This window comes from Streptomyces sp. Y309 (assembly GCF_056712025.1).
Genome location: NZ_JBWYAE010000003.1, coordinates 1 through 17,242 on the forward strand (window position 1 = coordinate 1; position 17,242 = coordinate 17,242).

The following is a 17,242-nucleotide window of genomic DNA, read 5'->3' on the forward strand; positions in this document are numbered from 1 at the left end:
CGACCGCTACTGGCTGGAGTCGGCCCCTTCGGCCCCCGCTTCCCGCGTCGGCGGGTTCGCCGGCGACGAGGTGGAGGCCCGTTTCTGGGAGGCCGTGGAGCGGGAGGACCTGGAGTCGCTGAGCGCCGAGCTGGGCGCCGGGGGCGAGGTCGGCGGTGGGGCGCTGGGCGAGGTGCTGCCGGTGCTCTCGTCGTGGCGGCGGCAGCGGCGCGAAGCGTCCGCGCTGGACGCGCTGCGCTACCGCGTCTCGTGGAAGCCGCTCGGGCAGGCGCCGTCGACCCCGCGCCTCGACGGCGCGTGGCTGCTCGTGCTGCCCGACCGGGGAGCGGACGCCGCCTGGACGGACGCCGTCGAGGGGGCACTTGCCGGGCACGGGGCCGACGTACGCACGATCGTGGTGGACGCGGACGGGATCGACCGCGAGGAGTTCGCGGAGCGGCTGCGCAAGGAGGCGGCGGCCGCGGGTGGTCAACCGGCCGGTGTGCTCTCGCTGTTGGCCGTCGACGAGGAAGCGCACGCCGTACGCGGCGGGGTCAGCCGTGGCCTGGCCGCGACGGTGACCCTGGTGCAGGCCCTGCACGCCGCCGGCCTGGACGCCCCGCTCTGGCTGGCCGGGCAGTCCGCGGTGGCCGTGGGTGGCGCCGACCCGGCGCCCCGGTACGCGCAGGCGGCGCTGTGGGGGCTCGGCCGCGTGGTGGCCGTGGAGTACCCGCAGCTGTGGGGCGGTCTGGTCGACCTGCCCGAGGCGGTGGACGAGCGGGCCCTCGACGGGCTCGCCGGGGTGCTCGGGGGTGCGTGGACCGGTGAGGACAGGCTGGCCGTGCGCGGGTCCGGAGTGTTCGGGCGCCGTCTGGTGCGGGACACGTCGAGCGGTGCTGCCGCCGAGGGCGGGGACGCCTGGACGCCCGGCAGCCCGCCGCACGGCACCGCCCTGGTCACCGGCGGCACCGGTGCCGTCGGCGGCCACGTCGCCCGCTGGCTCGCGGCCAACGGCACGCGTCATCTCGTACTCACGAGCAGGCGTGGGCCCGACGCGCCCGGTGCGGACGAACTCCGTGCCGAACTGCAGGAGTTGGGTGCCGAGGTGACCCTCACCGCCTGCGACGCGGCCGACCGCGACGCGCTCGCCCGGGTCCTGGACGCGATTCCCGAGGACGCGCCGCTGACCGCGGTGTTCCACACGGCCGGAGTCCTGGACGACGGCGTGCTCGACGGGCTGACCCCGGAGCGGCTCGCCAAGGTGTTCCGCGCCAAGGTGGAGTCGGCCCGGCATCTGGACGAGCTGACCCGCGACGCGGACCTGTCGGCGTTCGTGCTCTTCTCGTCCTTCGCCGGGCTCTCCGGCGGCGCCGGGCAGGGGAGTTACGCCGCCGCCAACGCCTGCCTCGACGCCCTCGCCGAGCACCGCAGGGCCAACGGTCGCACGGCGACCTCCGTCGCCTGGGGCGCCTGGGCCGGTGGCGGGATGGCCACCGACACGGTGGCCGCCGAGCGGCTGGAAAGCGGCGCGGTACCGCCCATGGAGCCCCGGCTGGCCCTCGCCGCGCTGCGCCGGGCCCTCGGCCACGAGCAGCCCACCGCGGTGATCGCCGACGTGGACTGGGAGCAGTACCTCTCCGGCGGCCCCGGGATCACGCCCGACCCGCTCTTCGCCGACTTGGCGGAGGCCCGCGCGCTGCGGGACCGCACGGCGGGCGCGGACGGCGGGGACAAGGCCGCGGGGCCGGACCTGGCGCGGCGGCTCGCCGAGCTGTCCGGGCCGGAGCGGGACCGGTTCCTGGAGGACCTGGTCCGCACGCACGCGGCGGCCGTCCTCGGCTACCGGGGCCCGGAGCAGGTCGAACCCGGCCGCGCTTTCCGCGAGTTGGGCTTCGACTCCCTCACGGCCGTCGAGCTGCGCAACGCGCTCGGCGCGGCCACCGGACTGCCCCTGCCGACCACCCTCGTCTTCGACCACCCCACGCCCGCCGCGCTCGCCGCCCACCTCAAGGCCGAGCTGAGCACCGACGGCAACGCGCCCGGCGCGCTGCTGTCCCAGCTCGACACCCTGGAGGCGGGCCTCGCCGAGAGCGCGCCCTCGGACGACGAGCTGGCCACGATCGCCGACCGGCTGCGGATCCTGCTCGACCGCTGCGCCCCAGGCCAGGACGGCCGGGACGACGCCGAGGTCGCCGGTGAGCTGGAGTCCGCCACGGACGACGAGATGTTCGACTTCATCAGCAAAGAGTTCGGAATCTCATGATGCGCCGCCCCCGCCGGGGTCCGCGGGCGCACCGCGCCCCGCACTCTCCGAACCGATTTGTCTCTAGGAGCTGGGCCAGATGGTGAACGACGACAAAATCCGCCGCCTTCTCAAGCAGGTGACGGCGGATCTGCACACGACGCGTCGGCGGGTGCGCGAACTCGAGTCCAAGGACTCCAAGAACGCCAAGAACACGGAGCCGGTCGCGATCATCGCGATGAGCTGCCGCTTCCCCGGCGGTGCGAGCACCCCCGAGGAACTGTGGCGGCTGGTGCGGGACGGCGTGGACACGGTGTCCGCGTTCCCCTCGAACCGCGGCTGGGACACGGCCGGGCTCTACCACCCCGACCCCGACCACCAGGGCACGACCTACGCCCGCGAGGGCGGGTTCGTGTACGCGGCCGACGAGTTCGACGCGGGCTTCTTCGGGATCTCGCCGCGCGAGGCGCGCGCCATGGACCCGCAGCAGCGCCTCCTCCTGGAGACCGCCTGGGAGGCCGTCGAGCGGGCGGGCATCGACCCGCTGAGCCTGCGCGGCAGCCGCACCGGCGTGTTCACCGGCACCAACGGCCAGGACTACACGGCTGTCGTCGCCGACGCCGCCGACAGCACCGAGGGCTACTCGGGCACCGGCAACACCGCGGCCGTCGTCTCCGGCCGCCTCTCCTACAGCCTGGGCCTGGAGGGCCCGGCGGTGACTGTCGACACGGCCTGCTCGTCCTCCCTGGTCGCCCTGCACCTGGCCGCGCAGGCGCTGCGGCAGGGCGAGTGCGGCCTCGCGCTCGCGGGCGGCGTGTCCCTGATGTCCACGCCCACCGCCTTCGTGGAGTTCAGCCGCCAGCGCGGCATGGCCGAGGACGGCCGCTGCAAGGCGTTCGCGGAGGCCGCGGACGGCACCGGCTGGGGCGAGGGCGCGGGCCTGCTGCTCCTGGAGCGGTTGTCGGACGCGCGCCGCAACGGCCACGAGGTCCTCGCGGTCGTACGCGGCTCCGCCGTCAACCAGGACGGCGCCAGCAACGGCCTCACCGCACCCAACGGCCCCGCCCAACAGCGCGTCATCCGGGCCGCGTTGACGAACGCCGGGCTGACGGCGGCGGACGTCGACGCCGTGGAGGCGCACGGTACGGGTACGACGCTCGGGGACCCGATCGAGGCGCAGGCGCTGCTCGCCACGTACGGGCAAGGACGGCCGCGCACCCGGCCGCTGTGGCTGGGCTCGATCAAGTCCAACCTCGGGCACACCCAGGCCGCCGCGGGCGCCGCCGGCGTCATCAAGATGGTCATGGCGATGCGCCACGGCGTGCTGCCGCAGACCCTGCACGTCGACCGGCCCAGCTCCCACGTCGACTGGTCGGCGGGCGCCGTCGAGCTGCTGACCGAGCGCCGCGACTGGCCGGGCAGCGAGGACGGGCCGCGCCGCGCGGGCGTCTCCTCGTTCGGCGTCAGCGGCACCAACGCGCACGTGATCGTCGAGGAGGCCCCTGCCGACGCCCCTCAGGGCGAGGCCAACACGGCGCCGGGCACGGCGGGTTCGGCCGAGGGCACCGCAGCCGAACCGGCCGCCGCCGGCGCGGAACCGGCGACGGATCCCGCTGACGCGGGCGTGCCCGCGCCCGCCGGCGACGGCGCGTCCCAGGCCGTCGGCCCCATCCCCTGGCCCGTGTCCGGCCGCACCGCCAAGGCGCTGCGCGCCCAGGCCGCCCGGCTGCGCGAGCACCTGCTCGCCGACCCCGCGCCGGCCACGGACCGTGACGGTCGCGCCGACATCGGCTGGTCCCTCGCCACCGGCCGCTCGGCCTTCGAACACCGCGCCGTGCTCCTCGTGGAGGACCGCGAGCAGGTCCTCCACGCCCTGGAGTCCCTCGCCGCGGAAACACCCGCCACGGACACCGTGACCGGCTCGGTCACCGAAGGCCGCCTCGGTGTCCTCTTCACCGGCCAGGGCAGCCAGCGCATCGGCATGGGACGGGAGCTGTACGAGACGTTCCCCGCCTTCGCCACGGCCCTCGACGAGGTGTGCGGCCACCTGGACCCGCTCCTCGACCGCCCCCTGAAGGACGTCATGTTCGGCACGGACGCCGAACTCCTGGAGCAGACCGGCTACGCCCAGCCCGCACTGTTCGCCGTCGAAGTGGCGCTCTTCCGGCTCGCGGAGTCCTTCGGCGTACGCCCCGAAATCCTGGGCGGCCACTCGGTGGGCGAGCTGGCCGCCGCGCACGTCGCGGGCCTGTGGTCCCTGGAGGACGCGGCGCGACTGGTGGGGGCGCGCGGCCGGTTGATGCAGGCGCTGCCGCGCGGCGGCGCCATGCTCGCCGTCCAGGCGTCCGAGGCCGACGTGACGCCGCTCCTGGAGGAGGTCGCCGAGTGGGTGGGTCTCGCCGCCGTCAACGGCCCCGCCCAAGTGGTGCTCTCCGGCGACCGCGGCGTCCTGGAGGACCTGGCAGGCCAACTGCGCGCCGAGGGCCGCAAGACCCGCTGGCTCAAGGTCAGCCACGCCTTCCACTCGCCGCTGATGGCGCCGATGCTCGACGAGTTCCGCCAGGTCGCGCAGGGCCTCACGTACCACGACCCGGCGCTGCCGCTCGTGTCGAACCTGACCGGACGCCTCGCCACCGCCGCCGAGCTGAAGGACCCCGAGTACTGGGTGCGGCACGTGCGGGAGGCCGTCCGCTTCCACGACGGCCTCGTCGCCCTCACCGACTTCGGTGTCACGACGTTCCTCGAACTGGGCCCCGACGCCGTCCTCACCGCGATGGCGCACGACACCCTCACCGGCCCCGAGGCCCAGTCCGGGCTCGTCCCCGCGCTGCGCCGCGACCGGCCCGAGCCCGGCACCTTCCTCACCGCCCTGGCCCGGCTGCACGTGCGCGGCGCCACCGTCGACTGGACCCCGCAGTACGCCCCCACGCGGGCGCGCCGCCGCGTCGCCCTGCCCACGTACGCCTTCCAGCACCAGCGGTACTGGCTGGACACGAACCCGCCGACCGCCCCCGGTCACGCCTCCTCCGGCCCGGCGCCCGCCGACGCCGCCGAGGCCCGCTTCTGGGAGGCCGTGGAGCACGAGGACCTCGCGGAACTCACCGGCGCCCTGGACGTGTCCGACGACGCCCCGCTCACCTCGGTGCTGCCCGCCTTGACGGCCTGGCGGCGCAGGCAGCGCGCCACCTCCACCCTGGACAGCTGGCGCTACCGCGTCACCTGGAACCCGCTGCCCCCACGGCAGCCGAGCGGCGCCCCCGCTCTCACGGGCACCTGGGCCCTGCTCGTCCCCGACGAGCACGCCGACCTCCCGTGGGACGCCGCCGCCCAGCGCGCCCTCACGGCCGGCGGCGCCCACGTCACCGTCGTCCGCGTCCCGACGGCCGCCGCGACCGACCGCTCGGAGCTCACCGCACTGCTGCGGCAGCACGAGGCGACGGCGTGGGACGGCGTGCTGTCGCTCCTGGCGGTAGCCGGTGAACCGGAGCCGACGGACGCCACCGGCCAGCCCGAAGCCCTCACAACCGCCGCCCTGCGCACCGCAGTTCTGCTCCAGTCCCTCGGCGACGCCAACAGCACCGCCACCGTATGGGCCGCGACCCGTGGCGCAGTGGTGACGACGCCTTCCGAGGCAGCCGCCGACCCGGCGCAGGCGAGCGTCTGGGGCCTCGGCCGGGTGGCCGCCCTGGAGTACCCGCAGACTTGGGGCGGCCTCGTCGACCTCCCCGAAACCGCCGACACCGCCGCCGCCACGAGCCTCGCCCAGGTCCTCGGCGCCCCGGAGGGCGAGGACCAGGTGGCGGTGCGCGCCTCGGGCGTGTTCGTACGCCGGCTGGTGCGCGCGCCCCTCAGCGGCGAGGGGCCCTCGGAGTGGTCTCCGGGCGGCGGCACGGTCCTGGTCACCGGCGGTACGGGCGCCCTCGGCGCGCACGTCGCGCGCTGGCTGGCACGCGAGGGTGCCGAGCACCTCGTACTGACCAGCCGTCGCGGCCCGGACGCACCCGGAGCATCCGAACTCCGCACGGACCTTGAGGAGTTGGGCGTTCGCGTGACGGTCGCGGCGTGCGACGTCGCCGACCGTGCGGCGCTCGCCCGGCTGCTCGCCGAGATCCCCGGCGACGTACCGCTGACGGGCGTGTTCCACACGGCCGGAGTCCTGGACGACGGCGTGCTCGACGGCCTCACCGGCGACCGGCTTGCCACCGTGTTCCGCGCGAAGGTGGGGTCGGCCCGGCACCTGGACCAGCTGACCCGCGACGCGGACCTGTCGGCGTTCGTGCTCTTCTCGTCCTTCGCCGGTGTCGCGGGCGGGGCGGGCCAGGGGAGTTACGCCGCCGCCAACGCGGCCCTCGACGCCCTGGCCGAGTCCCGGCGGGCCGCCGGGCACGTGGCGACGTCCGTCGCCTGGGGCCCCTGGGACGGCACCGGCATGGCCGCCGAGGGCGCGGCCGCCGAGCGGCTGCGGCACGGCGTGATGCCGCCCATGGACCCGGACCTCGCGATCACCGCCCTGCACCAGGCCCTCGGCCACGGCCAGGCGCTCCCGGTCGTCGTGGACATCGACTGGGAGCAGTACGCGCCCGGCTTCACCGCCGCCCGGCCGAGCCGCCTCTTCGCGGACGTCCCGGAGGCGCACGCCGCGCTCGCGGACCGGACGGACACCACCGGCCCGACAACGGGCGGCCCCGCCCCCGCGAACGCCCTCGCCGACCGCCTCGCCGCCCTGGCCCCGGCCGACCGCGAGGCCGCCCTCGTGGACCTGGTGCGCGACCGGGCGGCCGACGTCCTCGGCTACCCGAGCCCCGACGACGTGCACGTCACCCGCGCCTTCCGCGAGCTGGGCTTCGACTCGCTCACGGCCGTCGAACTGCGCAACCTCATCGGCGCGGCCACCGGCCTCGCACTGCCCACCACGCTGGTCTTCGACTACCCCACGGTGACCGCGCTGGCCGCCCACCTGCACACCGAGCTGTTCGGCGACGAGAGCGCGGCCGTGCTGCCCGCCGCCACCGGTACCGGGGCGGACACCGCCGACGACGACGAACCCCTCGCCATCATCGGCATGAGCTGCCGCTTCCCCGGCGGCGTACGCAGCCCCGAGGACCTGTGGCGGCTCGTCGCCGACGGCGTCGACGCGATCGCCGACTTCCCCGCCGACCGCGGCTGGGACACCGAAGGCCTCTTCCACTCCGACGCCGGGCAGACCGGCACCTCGTACGTCCGCGAAGGCGGATTCCTCTACGACGCCGGGCAGTTCGACGCCAAGTTCTTCGGCATCAACCCGCGCGAGGCCCTCGCCATGGACCCGCAGCAGCGGCTCCTCCTGGAGACCTCCTGGGAGGCCTTCGAGCGCGCGGGCATCGACCCGGCCTCGCTGGGCGGCAGTCAGATCGGCGTGTTCGCGGGCACCAACGGCCAGGACTACACCGCCGGAGTCACCCACGTCCCCGACGAGGTCGAGGGCTACCTCGGCATCGGCAACGCCGCGAGCGTCGCCTCCGGCCGCATCTCCTACACGTTCGGCCTCGAGGGCCCGGCGGTGACCGTGGACACGGCGTGCTCGTCGTCCCTGGTCGCCCTGCACCTGGCGGGCCAGGCGCTGCGCCGCGGCGAGTGCACCATGGCGCTCGCGGGCGGTGTCTCGGTGATGTCGACCCCCGCCACGTTCGTGGAGTTCAGCCGCCAGCGCGGCCTCGCGACGGACGGCCGGTGCAAGGCGTTCGCGGAGGCCGCGGACGGCACGGGCTGGGGCGAGGGCGTCGGCATGCTGCTGGTGGAGCGGCTGTCGGACGCGCGCAGGAACGGCCACCGGGTGCTCGCGGTCGTCCGCGGCTCCGCGGTCAACCAGGACGGGGCCAGCAACGGCCTCACCGCGCCCAACGGTCCCTCGCAGCGGCGCGTGATCCGGGCCGCGCTGGCCGACGCCCGCCTCGCGGCCGGCGAGGTGGACGCGGTCGAGGCACACGGCACCGGCACCACCCTCGGCGACCCCATCGAGGCGCAGGCCCTCCTCGCCACCTACGGCAAGGAGCGGCCGGCCGACAAGCCCCTGTGGCTGGGCTCCATCAAGTCCAACATCGGGCACACGCAGGCCGCCGCCGGTGTCGCGGGCGTCATGAAGATGGTCATGGCGATGCGGCACGGCGTGCTGCCCAAGACGCTGCACGTGGACGCCCCGTCCTCCGAAGTGGACTGGTCGGCGGGCGCGGTCGAGCTGCTCACCGGGGCCCGGGACTGGCCGGAGCGCGGCGGCGGTGTGCCGCGGCGCGCGGGCGTCTCGGCGTTCGGCGTGAGCGGCACGAACGCCCACGTGATCGTGGAGGCGGTGGAGGAGCCGACGCGGCCCGACGGCGCGACCGACGGCGGCGAGCCGCCGACGTGCGTGACGCCGCTGGCCCTGTCGGCGAAGACACCGGAGGCACTGCGGGAGCAGGCCGCACGACTCCGCGAACACCTCCTGGAGCGCACCGATCTCGAACTGGGCGATGTGGCCTGGTCGTTGGCCGTGGCCCGGTCGCGGTTCGAGCACCGGGGCGTTGTACTCGGCGCGGATCGGGATGAGCTGCTCACCGGTCTTGAGCGCCTTGCGCGGGACGGCGCGAGTGCGCCGAACGTCGTGACGGGGCGGGCTCAGGGCGGCGGCACGGTCCGTCCGGTGTTCGTGTTCCCGGGGCAGGGCGCGCAGTGGGCCGGTATGGCGCGTGAACTCCTCGACGCTTCCCCGGTGTTCGCGGAGCGCATGCGGGAGTGCGGGGAGGCGCTGTCCGCGTTCGTGGACTGGGATCTGCTGGAGGAGCTGGGCGGCGAGCGGTTCGACCGCGTGGATGTGGTCCAGCCGGTGCTGTTCGCGGTGATGGTGTCGCTGGCGGCCGTGTGGCGGTCGACGGGTGTCGAGCCCGCCGCCGTGGTGGGCCACGGGCCGGGCGAGATCGCGGCCGCGTGCGTGGCGGGTGCGCTGTCGCTGGCGGACGCCGCTCGGGTGGTGGCCCTGCGCAGCCAGGCCGTCCAGGAGCTGGCGGGCAAGGGCGGCATGGTCTCCGTGCCGCTGCCGGAGCAGGAGGTGCGTGAGCTGATCGCCGCGTGGGACGGCCGCATCGAGGTCGCGGCCGTCGACGGCCCCGCTCAGGTGGTCGTTTCGGGCGAGCCGGAGGCTCTGGAGGAACTGGTCGCCCAGTGCGCGGCCCAGGACGTCCAGGCCGACCCGCTCGCCGTGGGCCACGCCGCCCACTCCGCCCAAGTGGAGCCGGTCGAGGCCCACTTGGCGCAGGCGCTGGCCCCGGTGGTGCCGCGCCCGGCCGACGTGCCGGTGTTCTCCACACTGACGGGAGAGTGGCTGGACGCCGGCACCCCCATGGACGCGGGGTACTGGTACCGCAACCTGCGGCACCCCGTCCGCTTCGCGCAGGCCGTCGACGGACTGATCGCCGAGGGTCACGGGCTCTTCGTGGAGCTGAGCCCGCACCCGACGCTCACCGTCTCCGTCCGAGCCGCCGTCGACGCCACCGGCGCCCCGGCGGTCGCGCTCGACTCCCTGCACCGGGACGAGGGCGGCGCCCACCGCCTGATGGCCGCCGTCGCCCAAGCCCATGTGCACGGTGCCGAACTCGACTGGAAGTCCCTGTTCCCCGGCGCCCGCACCACCGTCGACCTGCCCACGTACGCCTTCCAGCACGAGCACTTCTGGCTCGTGGACGGGCGTACGCCGGGCGACGCGACGGCACCCGCGCAGGACGAGGTGGAGGCACGGTTCTGGGAGGCCGTGGAGCGCGAGGACCTGGAGGAGCTGGCGGCCGAGCTGGACGTGGCGGACGACTCCGCCTCCGCCGGTCTCGGCGCCGTCCTGCCCGCGCTGTCGTCGTGGCGGCGGCAGCGGCGCGAGCGCTCGACCCTCGACAGCTGGCGCTACCGCGTCACCTGGAAGCCTCTGGCCGCCGGTGCGCTTCCGGGGGCGAGCCCGACCGGCCGCTGGCTGGTCGTCGTACCGGAAGAGGCCTCCGCGCACCCGTGGGCGCGGGGTGTCGCGGACGCGCTGACGCAGGCCGGGGCGAGCGTCACCGAACTCCATGTCACCGACGCCGAGTTGACGCGTGAGTCCCTGGCCCGGCGCCTGCGTGCAGAATCACCGGGTGCGGACGACGCGACCGAGCCCGCGGGGGTGGTCTCCCTGCTCGCCCTCGCCGAGCACCCGCACCCCTCGCACCCCGTGCTTGCCACCGGCCTCGCGGCCACCGTCGCCCTCGTCCAGGCCCTCGGTGACGCCGGGATCGGCGCGCGCCTGTGGGCGGTTTCCAGCGGAGCCGTCTCCACCGGCCGCAGCGACCGCCTCCTCGGCAGCCCCGCCCAGGCCCAACTGTGGGGCCTGGGCAGGGTCGTGGCGCTGGAGCACCCGGAGCGCTGGGGCGGTCTGATCGACCTGCCGCAGACCCCCGACGCCCGCACCACCGCCCGGCTCGCCACCGCCCTGGCGGGCGTCCCCGCCGACGGCGGGGCGGACGGCGGCGGCACCGGCTTCGAGGACCAGATAGCCGTACGCGGCTCGGGCCTCTTCGTACGCCGTCTCGCCCACGCACCGCTGGACGCCCGCCCGGCACCCGCGTGGACGCCGCGCGGCACCGCGCTGATCACCGGCGGCACCGGCGCGCTCGGCGCGTACGTCGCCCGCTGGCTGGCCCGCGAGGGCGCCGAACACCTCGTCCTGACCAGCCGACGCGGCCTCGACGCGCCCGGTGCCAGTGAACTCAAGGAAGAACTGGAGGAGTTGGGGGCCGAAGTCACCGTCGCGGCCTGCGACGTCGCCGACCGCGACGCGGTCGCCGGGCTCCTGGGCGAACTGGCCGCCGACGGGCACCGGATCCGCGCCGTCTTCCACGCCGCCGGGGTGAGCCCCGCGCTCGCCCTCGCCGACACGGCACCGGCGGACCTCGCCGAAGCCCTCGACGCCAAGGCGGCGGGCGCCGCCCACCTCGACGAACTCCTCGACGACGCCGAGCTCGACGCGTTCGTGCTGTTCTCCTCCATCGCCGCCGTCTGGGGCAGCGGCGGCCAGGCCGGATACGCCGCCGCCAACGCCTTCCTCGACGCGATCGCCGAGCGCCGCCGCGCCCGCGGCCTGACGGCCACCTCGGTCGCCTGGGGCGCCTGGGGCGGCAGCGGCATGGCGGCCACCGCCGAGGCCGAGGAGCACCTGCGCCGCCGCGGCGTCGCGCTGCTCGCCCCAGACCTGGCCGTCGGCGCGCTCGCGCAGGCCCTCGCGCACGACGAGACGTGCCTTACCGTCGCGGACGTGGACTGGGAACGCTTCGCCCCCACCTTCACCGCCGCGCGACCGAGCGCCTTCCTCGGCGGACTGCCCGAACTGCGCCCGCAGGCACGGCAGGCAACGGCCGACCCGGCGGGCGCGGGCGAACCGGTCTCCGCATGGGCCGCCCGGCTCACCGGGCTCCCGGAGGCCGAGCGGCAGCGCCTCGTCCTCGACCTCGTACGCACCGAGGCGGCCGCCGCCCTCGGCTACGCCGGTGCCGAAGCCGTCGAACCCACCCGCGCCTTCCGCGAGTTGGGCTTCGACTCGCTCACCGCCGTCGAACTGCGCAACCGCCTCACCGCCGGCACCGAGATCCCGCTGCCCGCGACGGTGGTCTTCGACCACCCCTCGCCCGAGGTCCTCGCCCGCCACCTGATGGCGGAGCTCTCCGGCGGCGCCACGGCCGCGACGGCCCCCGCCCGCGTGGCGGAACCCGTCGACGTGGCCGACGACCCCATCGCCATCGTGTCGATGAGCTGCCGCTTCCCCGGCGGCGCGAACACCCCCGAAGGGCTCTGGCAACTGCTCGTCGACGGCACGGACGCCATCTCCGTCTTCCCCTCCGACCGCGGCTGGGACCTCGACGGCGCCGCCCGCTACAAGCCCGAGGGCGGCTTCGTCTACGACGCCTCGGAGTTCGACGCGGGCCTCTTCGGCATCTCACCGCGCGAGGCCCTCGCCATGGACCCGCAGCAGCGGCTGCTCCTGGAGGCCACCTGGGAGCTGTTCGAACGCATCGGTGTCGCGCCCAAGTCCCTGCGGTCCACGCCGACCGGCGTGTTCGTCGGCTCCGGCTTCCAGGGGTACGCGACCGGGCTCGACAGCGTCCCCGAGGGCGTCGAGGGGCACCTGATGACGGGCACGTCCGGCAGTGTCATCTCCGGCCGTCTCGCCTACTCCTTCGGCCTCGAAGGCCCGGCGGTGACCGTCGACACGGCCTGCTCGTCGTCCCTGGTCGCCTTGCACCTGGCGGCACAGGCGCTGCGGCAGGGCGAGTGCGACCTCGCCCTCGCCGGAGGTGTCACCGTCATGGCGACGGCCGGTGCCTTCGACGAGTTCAGCCGCCAGGGCGGCCTCGCCTCCGACGGCCGCTGCAAGCCGTACGCCGAGGCCGCCGACGGCACCGGCTGGGGCGAGGGCGCGGGCCTGCTGCTCCTGGAGCGGCTTTCCGACGCCCGCCGCAACGGCCACGAGGTCCTCGCCGTCGTACGCGGCTCGGCCGTCAACCAGGACGGCGCCAGCAACGGCCTGACCGCGCCGAACGGCCCCTCCCAGCAGCGCGTCATCACCCAGGCCCTCGCCAACGCCCGCCTCGCACCCGAGCAGATCGACGCCGTGGAAGGCCACGGAACGGGCACCAGCCTGGGCGACCCCATCGAGGCACAGGCCCTCATCGCCACCTACGGACAGGACCGGCCCACGGACCGGCCGCTGCTCCTCGGCTCGGTGAAGTCCAACATCGGACACACCCAGGCCGCCGCCGGTGTCGCCGGTGTCATCAAGATGGTCATGGCGATGCGCCACGGCGTGCTGCCGCAGACCCTGCACGTCGACCGGCCCAGCTCCCACGTGGACTGGTCGGCCGGAACCGTCGAACTGCTCGACCGGGCCCGCGCATGGCCCGACCGCGACGGCGCGCCGCGCCGCGCCGGTGTGTCGTCGTTCGGCGTCAGCGGCACGAACGCCCACGTCGTCGTGGAACAGGCACCCCGGCGGCGCGGCAAGGCCGCCGAGCCCGAGCGGCCCGGCGAGGCGGCGGCAGCCGTCGCCGTGTCCGTACCCTTGCCGTTGCCGGTGTCGGCCCGCGACGCGGACGCCCTGCGCGCGCAGGCCGGCCGCCTGCGGGAACGGCTCCTCGCCGACCCCGCCCTCACGGCGGACCGCGCCGGATGCACCGACCTGGGCTGGTCGCTGGACACGGGCCGCTCGCGCCTCGAACACCGTGCCGTGGTCCTGGGCCAGGGACCAGGACAGTTCCTGTCCGGGTTGGAGGCGTTGGCTTCCGATGTCGATGCCGATGGCCCGGGTGTGGTGTCGGGTTCGGTGGTCGAGGGGCGTCTGGGGGTCCTGTTCACCGGGCAGGGGAGTCAGCGGCTCGGTATGGGCCGGGAGTTGTACGAGGCCTTCCCGGTGTTCGCGGACGCGTTGGACGAGGTGTGCGCGCACCTGGACGGGTTGCTTGAGCGTCCGCTGAAGGACGTGATGTTCGGCGAGGATGCCGGGCTGTTGGAGCAGACGGGGTACGCGCAGCCCGCGCTGTTCGCCGTGGAGGTGGCCCTATACCGGCTGGCCGAGTCCTTCGGTGTACGTCCGGAGATCGTCGGTGGGCATTCGATCGGCGAGGTGACGGCGGCGTACGTGGCCGGGGTGTGGTCGCTGGAGGATGCCGCCCAACTCGTCGCCGCACGTGGGCGGTTGATGCAGGCGCTGCCCGAGGGTGGCGCGATGCTCGCCGTGCAGGCGGCGGAGGCTGATGTGCTGCCGCTCCTGGAGGGCATATCGGACCGTGTGGGCCTGGCGGCGGTCAACGGGCCTTCGCAGGTGGTCCTCTCCGGTGACCGCGAGGTGCTGGAGGGCTTGGAGGAGACCCTCCGGGGCCAGGGCCGCAAGGTGCGGTGGCTGAAGGTGTCCCATGCCTTCCACTCGCCGTTGATGGACCCGGTACTGGACGAGTTCCGGCGGGTGGCGGAGGGCCTGACGTATCAGGACCCGGCGCTGTCGGTCGTCTCGAACCTGACCGGTCAGCTCGCTTCCGCCGACGAGTTGAAGGACCCCGACTACTGGGTACGGCATGTGCGCGAGGCGGTCCGTTTCCACGACGGTCTCGGCGTGCTCACCGACTCCGGCGTCTCGACGCTGCTGGAGCTGGGCCCGGACTCCGTCCTGACCGCGATGGCGCACGACACGCTCACCGACCCGGCCGCACAGGCGGGCCTGATCGCCGCCTTGCGCAAGGACCGCCCCGAGCCCGACACGTTCCTCACCGCGCTGGCCACGGCGTACGTGCGCGGGGTCGAGGTCGACTGGACGCCGCTGTACGCCCCCGTCGAGGCCCGACGCCGCGTCGACCTGCCCACGTACGCCTTCCAGCACCGGCACTACTGGCTGGAGGCGGCGGCGGACACGGCGGCCGTGGACGGTGCCGTGCCGGCCGACGAGGTGGAGTCGCGGTTCTGGGAGACGGTGGAGAGCGAGGACCTGGCCGAGCTGGCCAAGACCCTGGAGGTGCCGGACGACGCCCCGCTCACCGAAGTGCTGCCCGCGCTGACGGCTTGGCGGCGGCAGCGGCGCGAGAGCTCCACGATCGACAGGTGGAACTACCGCGAGTCCTGGACGCCGCTCGCCGAGACGGCGACCGGGAGGCTGTCGGGCGACTGGCTCGTCGTCGTCCCGGAAGGCCGGGCGGACACGCCCTGGAGTGCGGCGTTCGCCGCACTCCTTGCCGAACACGACGCGCGGCCGGTGACGGTGGAGGTGCCCGCGTCGGCCACCGGCCGGGACGGCCGGGACACGCTCGCCGCGGCCCTGCGCGCGGCAGTCGGGGGACCGGCCGAGGCGGCCGCCGTCAGCGGCGTGCTGTCTCTCCTGGCCGCCGACGCCGACGCCGACGCCGACGCTGCCGACGACGGCGACGCACCGCAGGACGGCGACGCACGCAGCGGTGCCGTACCGGCGGAGGTCGCGCTCACGCTGGCGCTGATCCAGGCACTGGGCGACGCGGACGTCGACGCGCCCCTCTGGTGCGCCACCCGCGACGCCGTCGCCGTGGGTCATGCCGACGCGCGAACGGCACCCGGCCGGACGGCGCTGTGGGGTCTCGGCCGGGTCGCCGCCCTCGAGTACCCGGAGCGCTGGGGCGGCCTCGTCGACCTGCCCGACGCCGCGGACACCGCCGCGGTGGCCCGGCTCGGCCGCCTGCTCGGCGGCGCGTGGGCCGGGGAGGACCAGGTGGCGGTGCGCGGGTCCGGCGCGTTCGGGCGCCGCGTCGTACGGGCGGCTCCGCTCGAAGGCGACACGGCCGGGGAGTGGGCGCCGCGCGGCACCGTCCTCGTCACCGGCGGCACGGGCGCCCTCGGTCGACATGTGGCGCGGTGGCTGGCACGCGAGGGCGCAGACCATCTCGTACTCACGAGCAGGAGCGGTCTCGACGCGCCGGGTGCTCCTGAACTCCGTACCGAACTGGAGGAGTTGGGCGTACGAGTGACCGTCGCGGCCTGCGACGCGGCCGACCGTGAGGCGCTGGCGCGGCTCCTGGACGAGATCAGCGACGAGAGCGACGGCGGGAAGGGCGCCGAGAACGGCGACGAGAGTGGCCGCTACGCGCCGCTGACCGCGGTGTTCCACGCGGCGGGAGTCCTGGACGACGGCGTGCTCGGCGCGATGACGCCGGAGCGGCTGGACACGGTGTTCCGCGCCAAGGCGGAGTCGGCCCGCAATCTGGACGAGCTGACGGCCGGCCTGGACCTGTCGGCGTTCGTGCTCTTCTCGTCCTTCGCCGGAGTCGCGGGCGGCGCCGGGCAGGGCAGTTACGCCTCCGCCAACGCCTTCCTCGACGGGCTCGCGCACGCACGGCGCGCCCGCGGCCTGACCGCCACCTCCGTGGCCTGGGGCCCGTGGGCGGGCAGCGGCATGGCCGCCGAGGGCGTGGCCGCCGAGCGGCTGCGCGGCGGAGCGATCCCGCCCCTGGAGCCGGACCGCGCGATCACCGCCCTGCAGCGGCTGCTCGCCCAGGACCGCACCGCAGTCCTGGTCGCCGACGTCGACTGGCAGCAGTACGCGCCCGCCTTCACCGCGGTGCGGCCGAGCAGGCTGTACGCCGAACTGCCGGAAGTGGAGCGGCTTTCGGCCGCCACGGCCGCCCACGGCGACACCGGGGGACCGGCCGCCGGGCAGGGGCCGGACCTGGTGGCGAAGCTCGCGTCGCTGCAACGCCCCGAGCAGGAGCGGCTGCTGCTCGGCCTGGTCTGCGAGCAGGTCGCCGCCGTCCTCGGCTACAGCGGGGCGGCCGCCGTCGAACCCACCCGGGCCTTCCGCGAGCTGGGCTTCGACTCCCTCACCGCCGTCGAACTGCGCAACCGCGTCAACGCCCTCACCGGCCTCGTCCTGCCCGCCTCGGTGGTCTTCGACCACCCGACCCCCACGGCACTCGCCGACTGCCTGCGCACCGAACTCGCCCCGGACGCGGCCGACCCGGCCACGCTCCTGCTCGGCGACCTCGACCGGCTCGAAGGCAGCCTCGCGGCGGCCGGTTCGGCGGGGGCGGCCGACGAGATCACCCGCACCAAGGTGGCCGTACGTCTGCAGGCCGCCCTCGACCGCTGGAAGAGCGCGGGCGGGCAACCGGGCGGAGGGAGCGACACGACTGGCGCCACCGCCGACGGTGGCGATGTCGGCGAACACCTGGCGGACGCCAGCGACGACGAGATGCTCGAATTCATCAAGAAGCAACTCGGCAGGGGATGAGGACGCTCATGTGTTGAGGAAACCCCATGTGTTGAGGGAACTCACCCAATCAATGCCGCCGATGAATGGACAAGGAGTGCCTGTCAAGGGTAATTAATTGAACTGGCAGCCCCTATCCACCCCCTTTGTCGATCACTCGCCCCCGGCCTCATTTCGAGGCAATCCCGTAGGGGCGAGTAGGGGGAGGGTAGGGGTTGTTGCCCGTATTGGGCCCCCATAGCGTCATCGAGAAAACGGCTGCGGACAGGTCCGTTGTA

General features: G+C 74.9%; 2 protein-coding genes. Both read left to right on the forward strand.

The window, feature by feature from the left end; translation table 11 throughout:
- Positions 1-2,242 (forward strand): SDR family NAD(P)-dependent oxidoreductase (locus AC0KTA_RS40465; RefSeq protein ID WP_481056954.1); only part of this gene is annotated, 2,242 nt, incomplete at its 5' end.
- 79 nt (positions 2,243-2,321) lie between these two features.
- A complete protein-coding gene (locus tag AC0KTA_RS40470; protein WP_481056955.1) occupies positions 2,322-16,985 on the forward strand; it encodes a type I polyketide synthase in 14,664 nt (4,887 codons plus the stop codon).
- Positions 16,986-17,242: the final 257 nt, after the last annotated feature.

Excerpts from the sequence above, each read along its gene's own strand:
- AC0KTA_RS40470 (WP_481056955.1), top strand. The coding sequence starts at position 2,322 with ATGGTGAACGACGACAAAATCCGCCGCCTTCTCAAGCAGGTGACGGCG.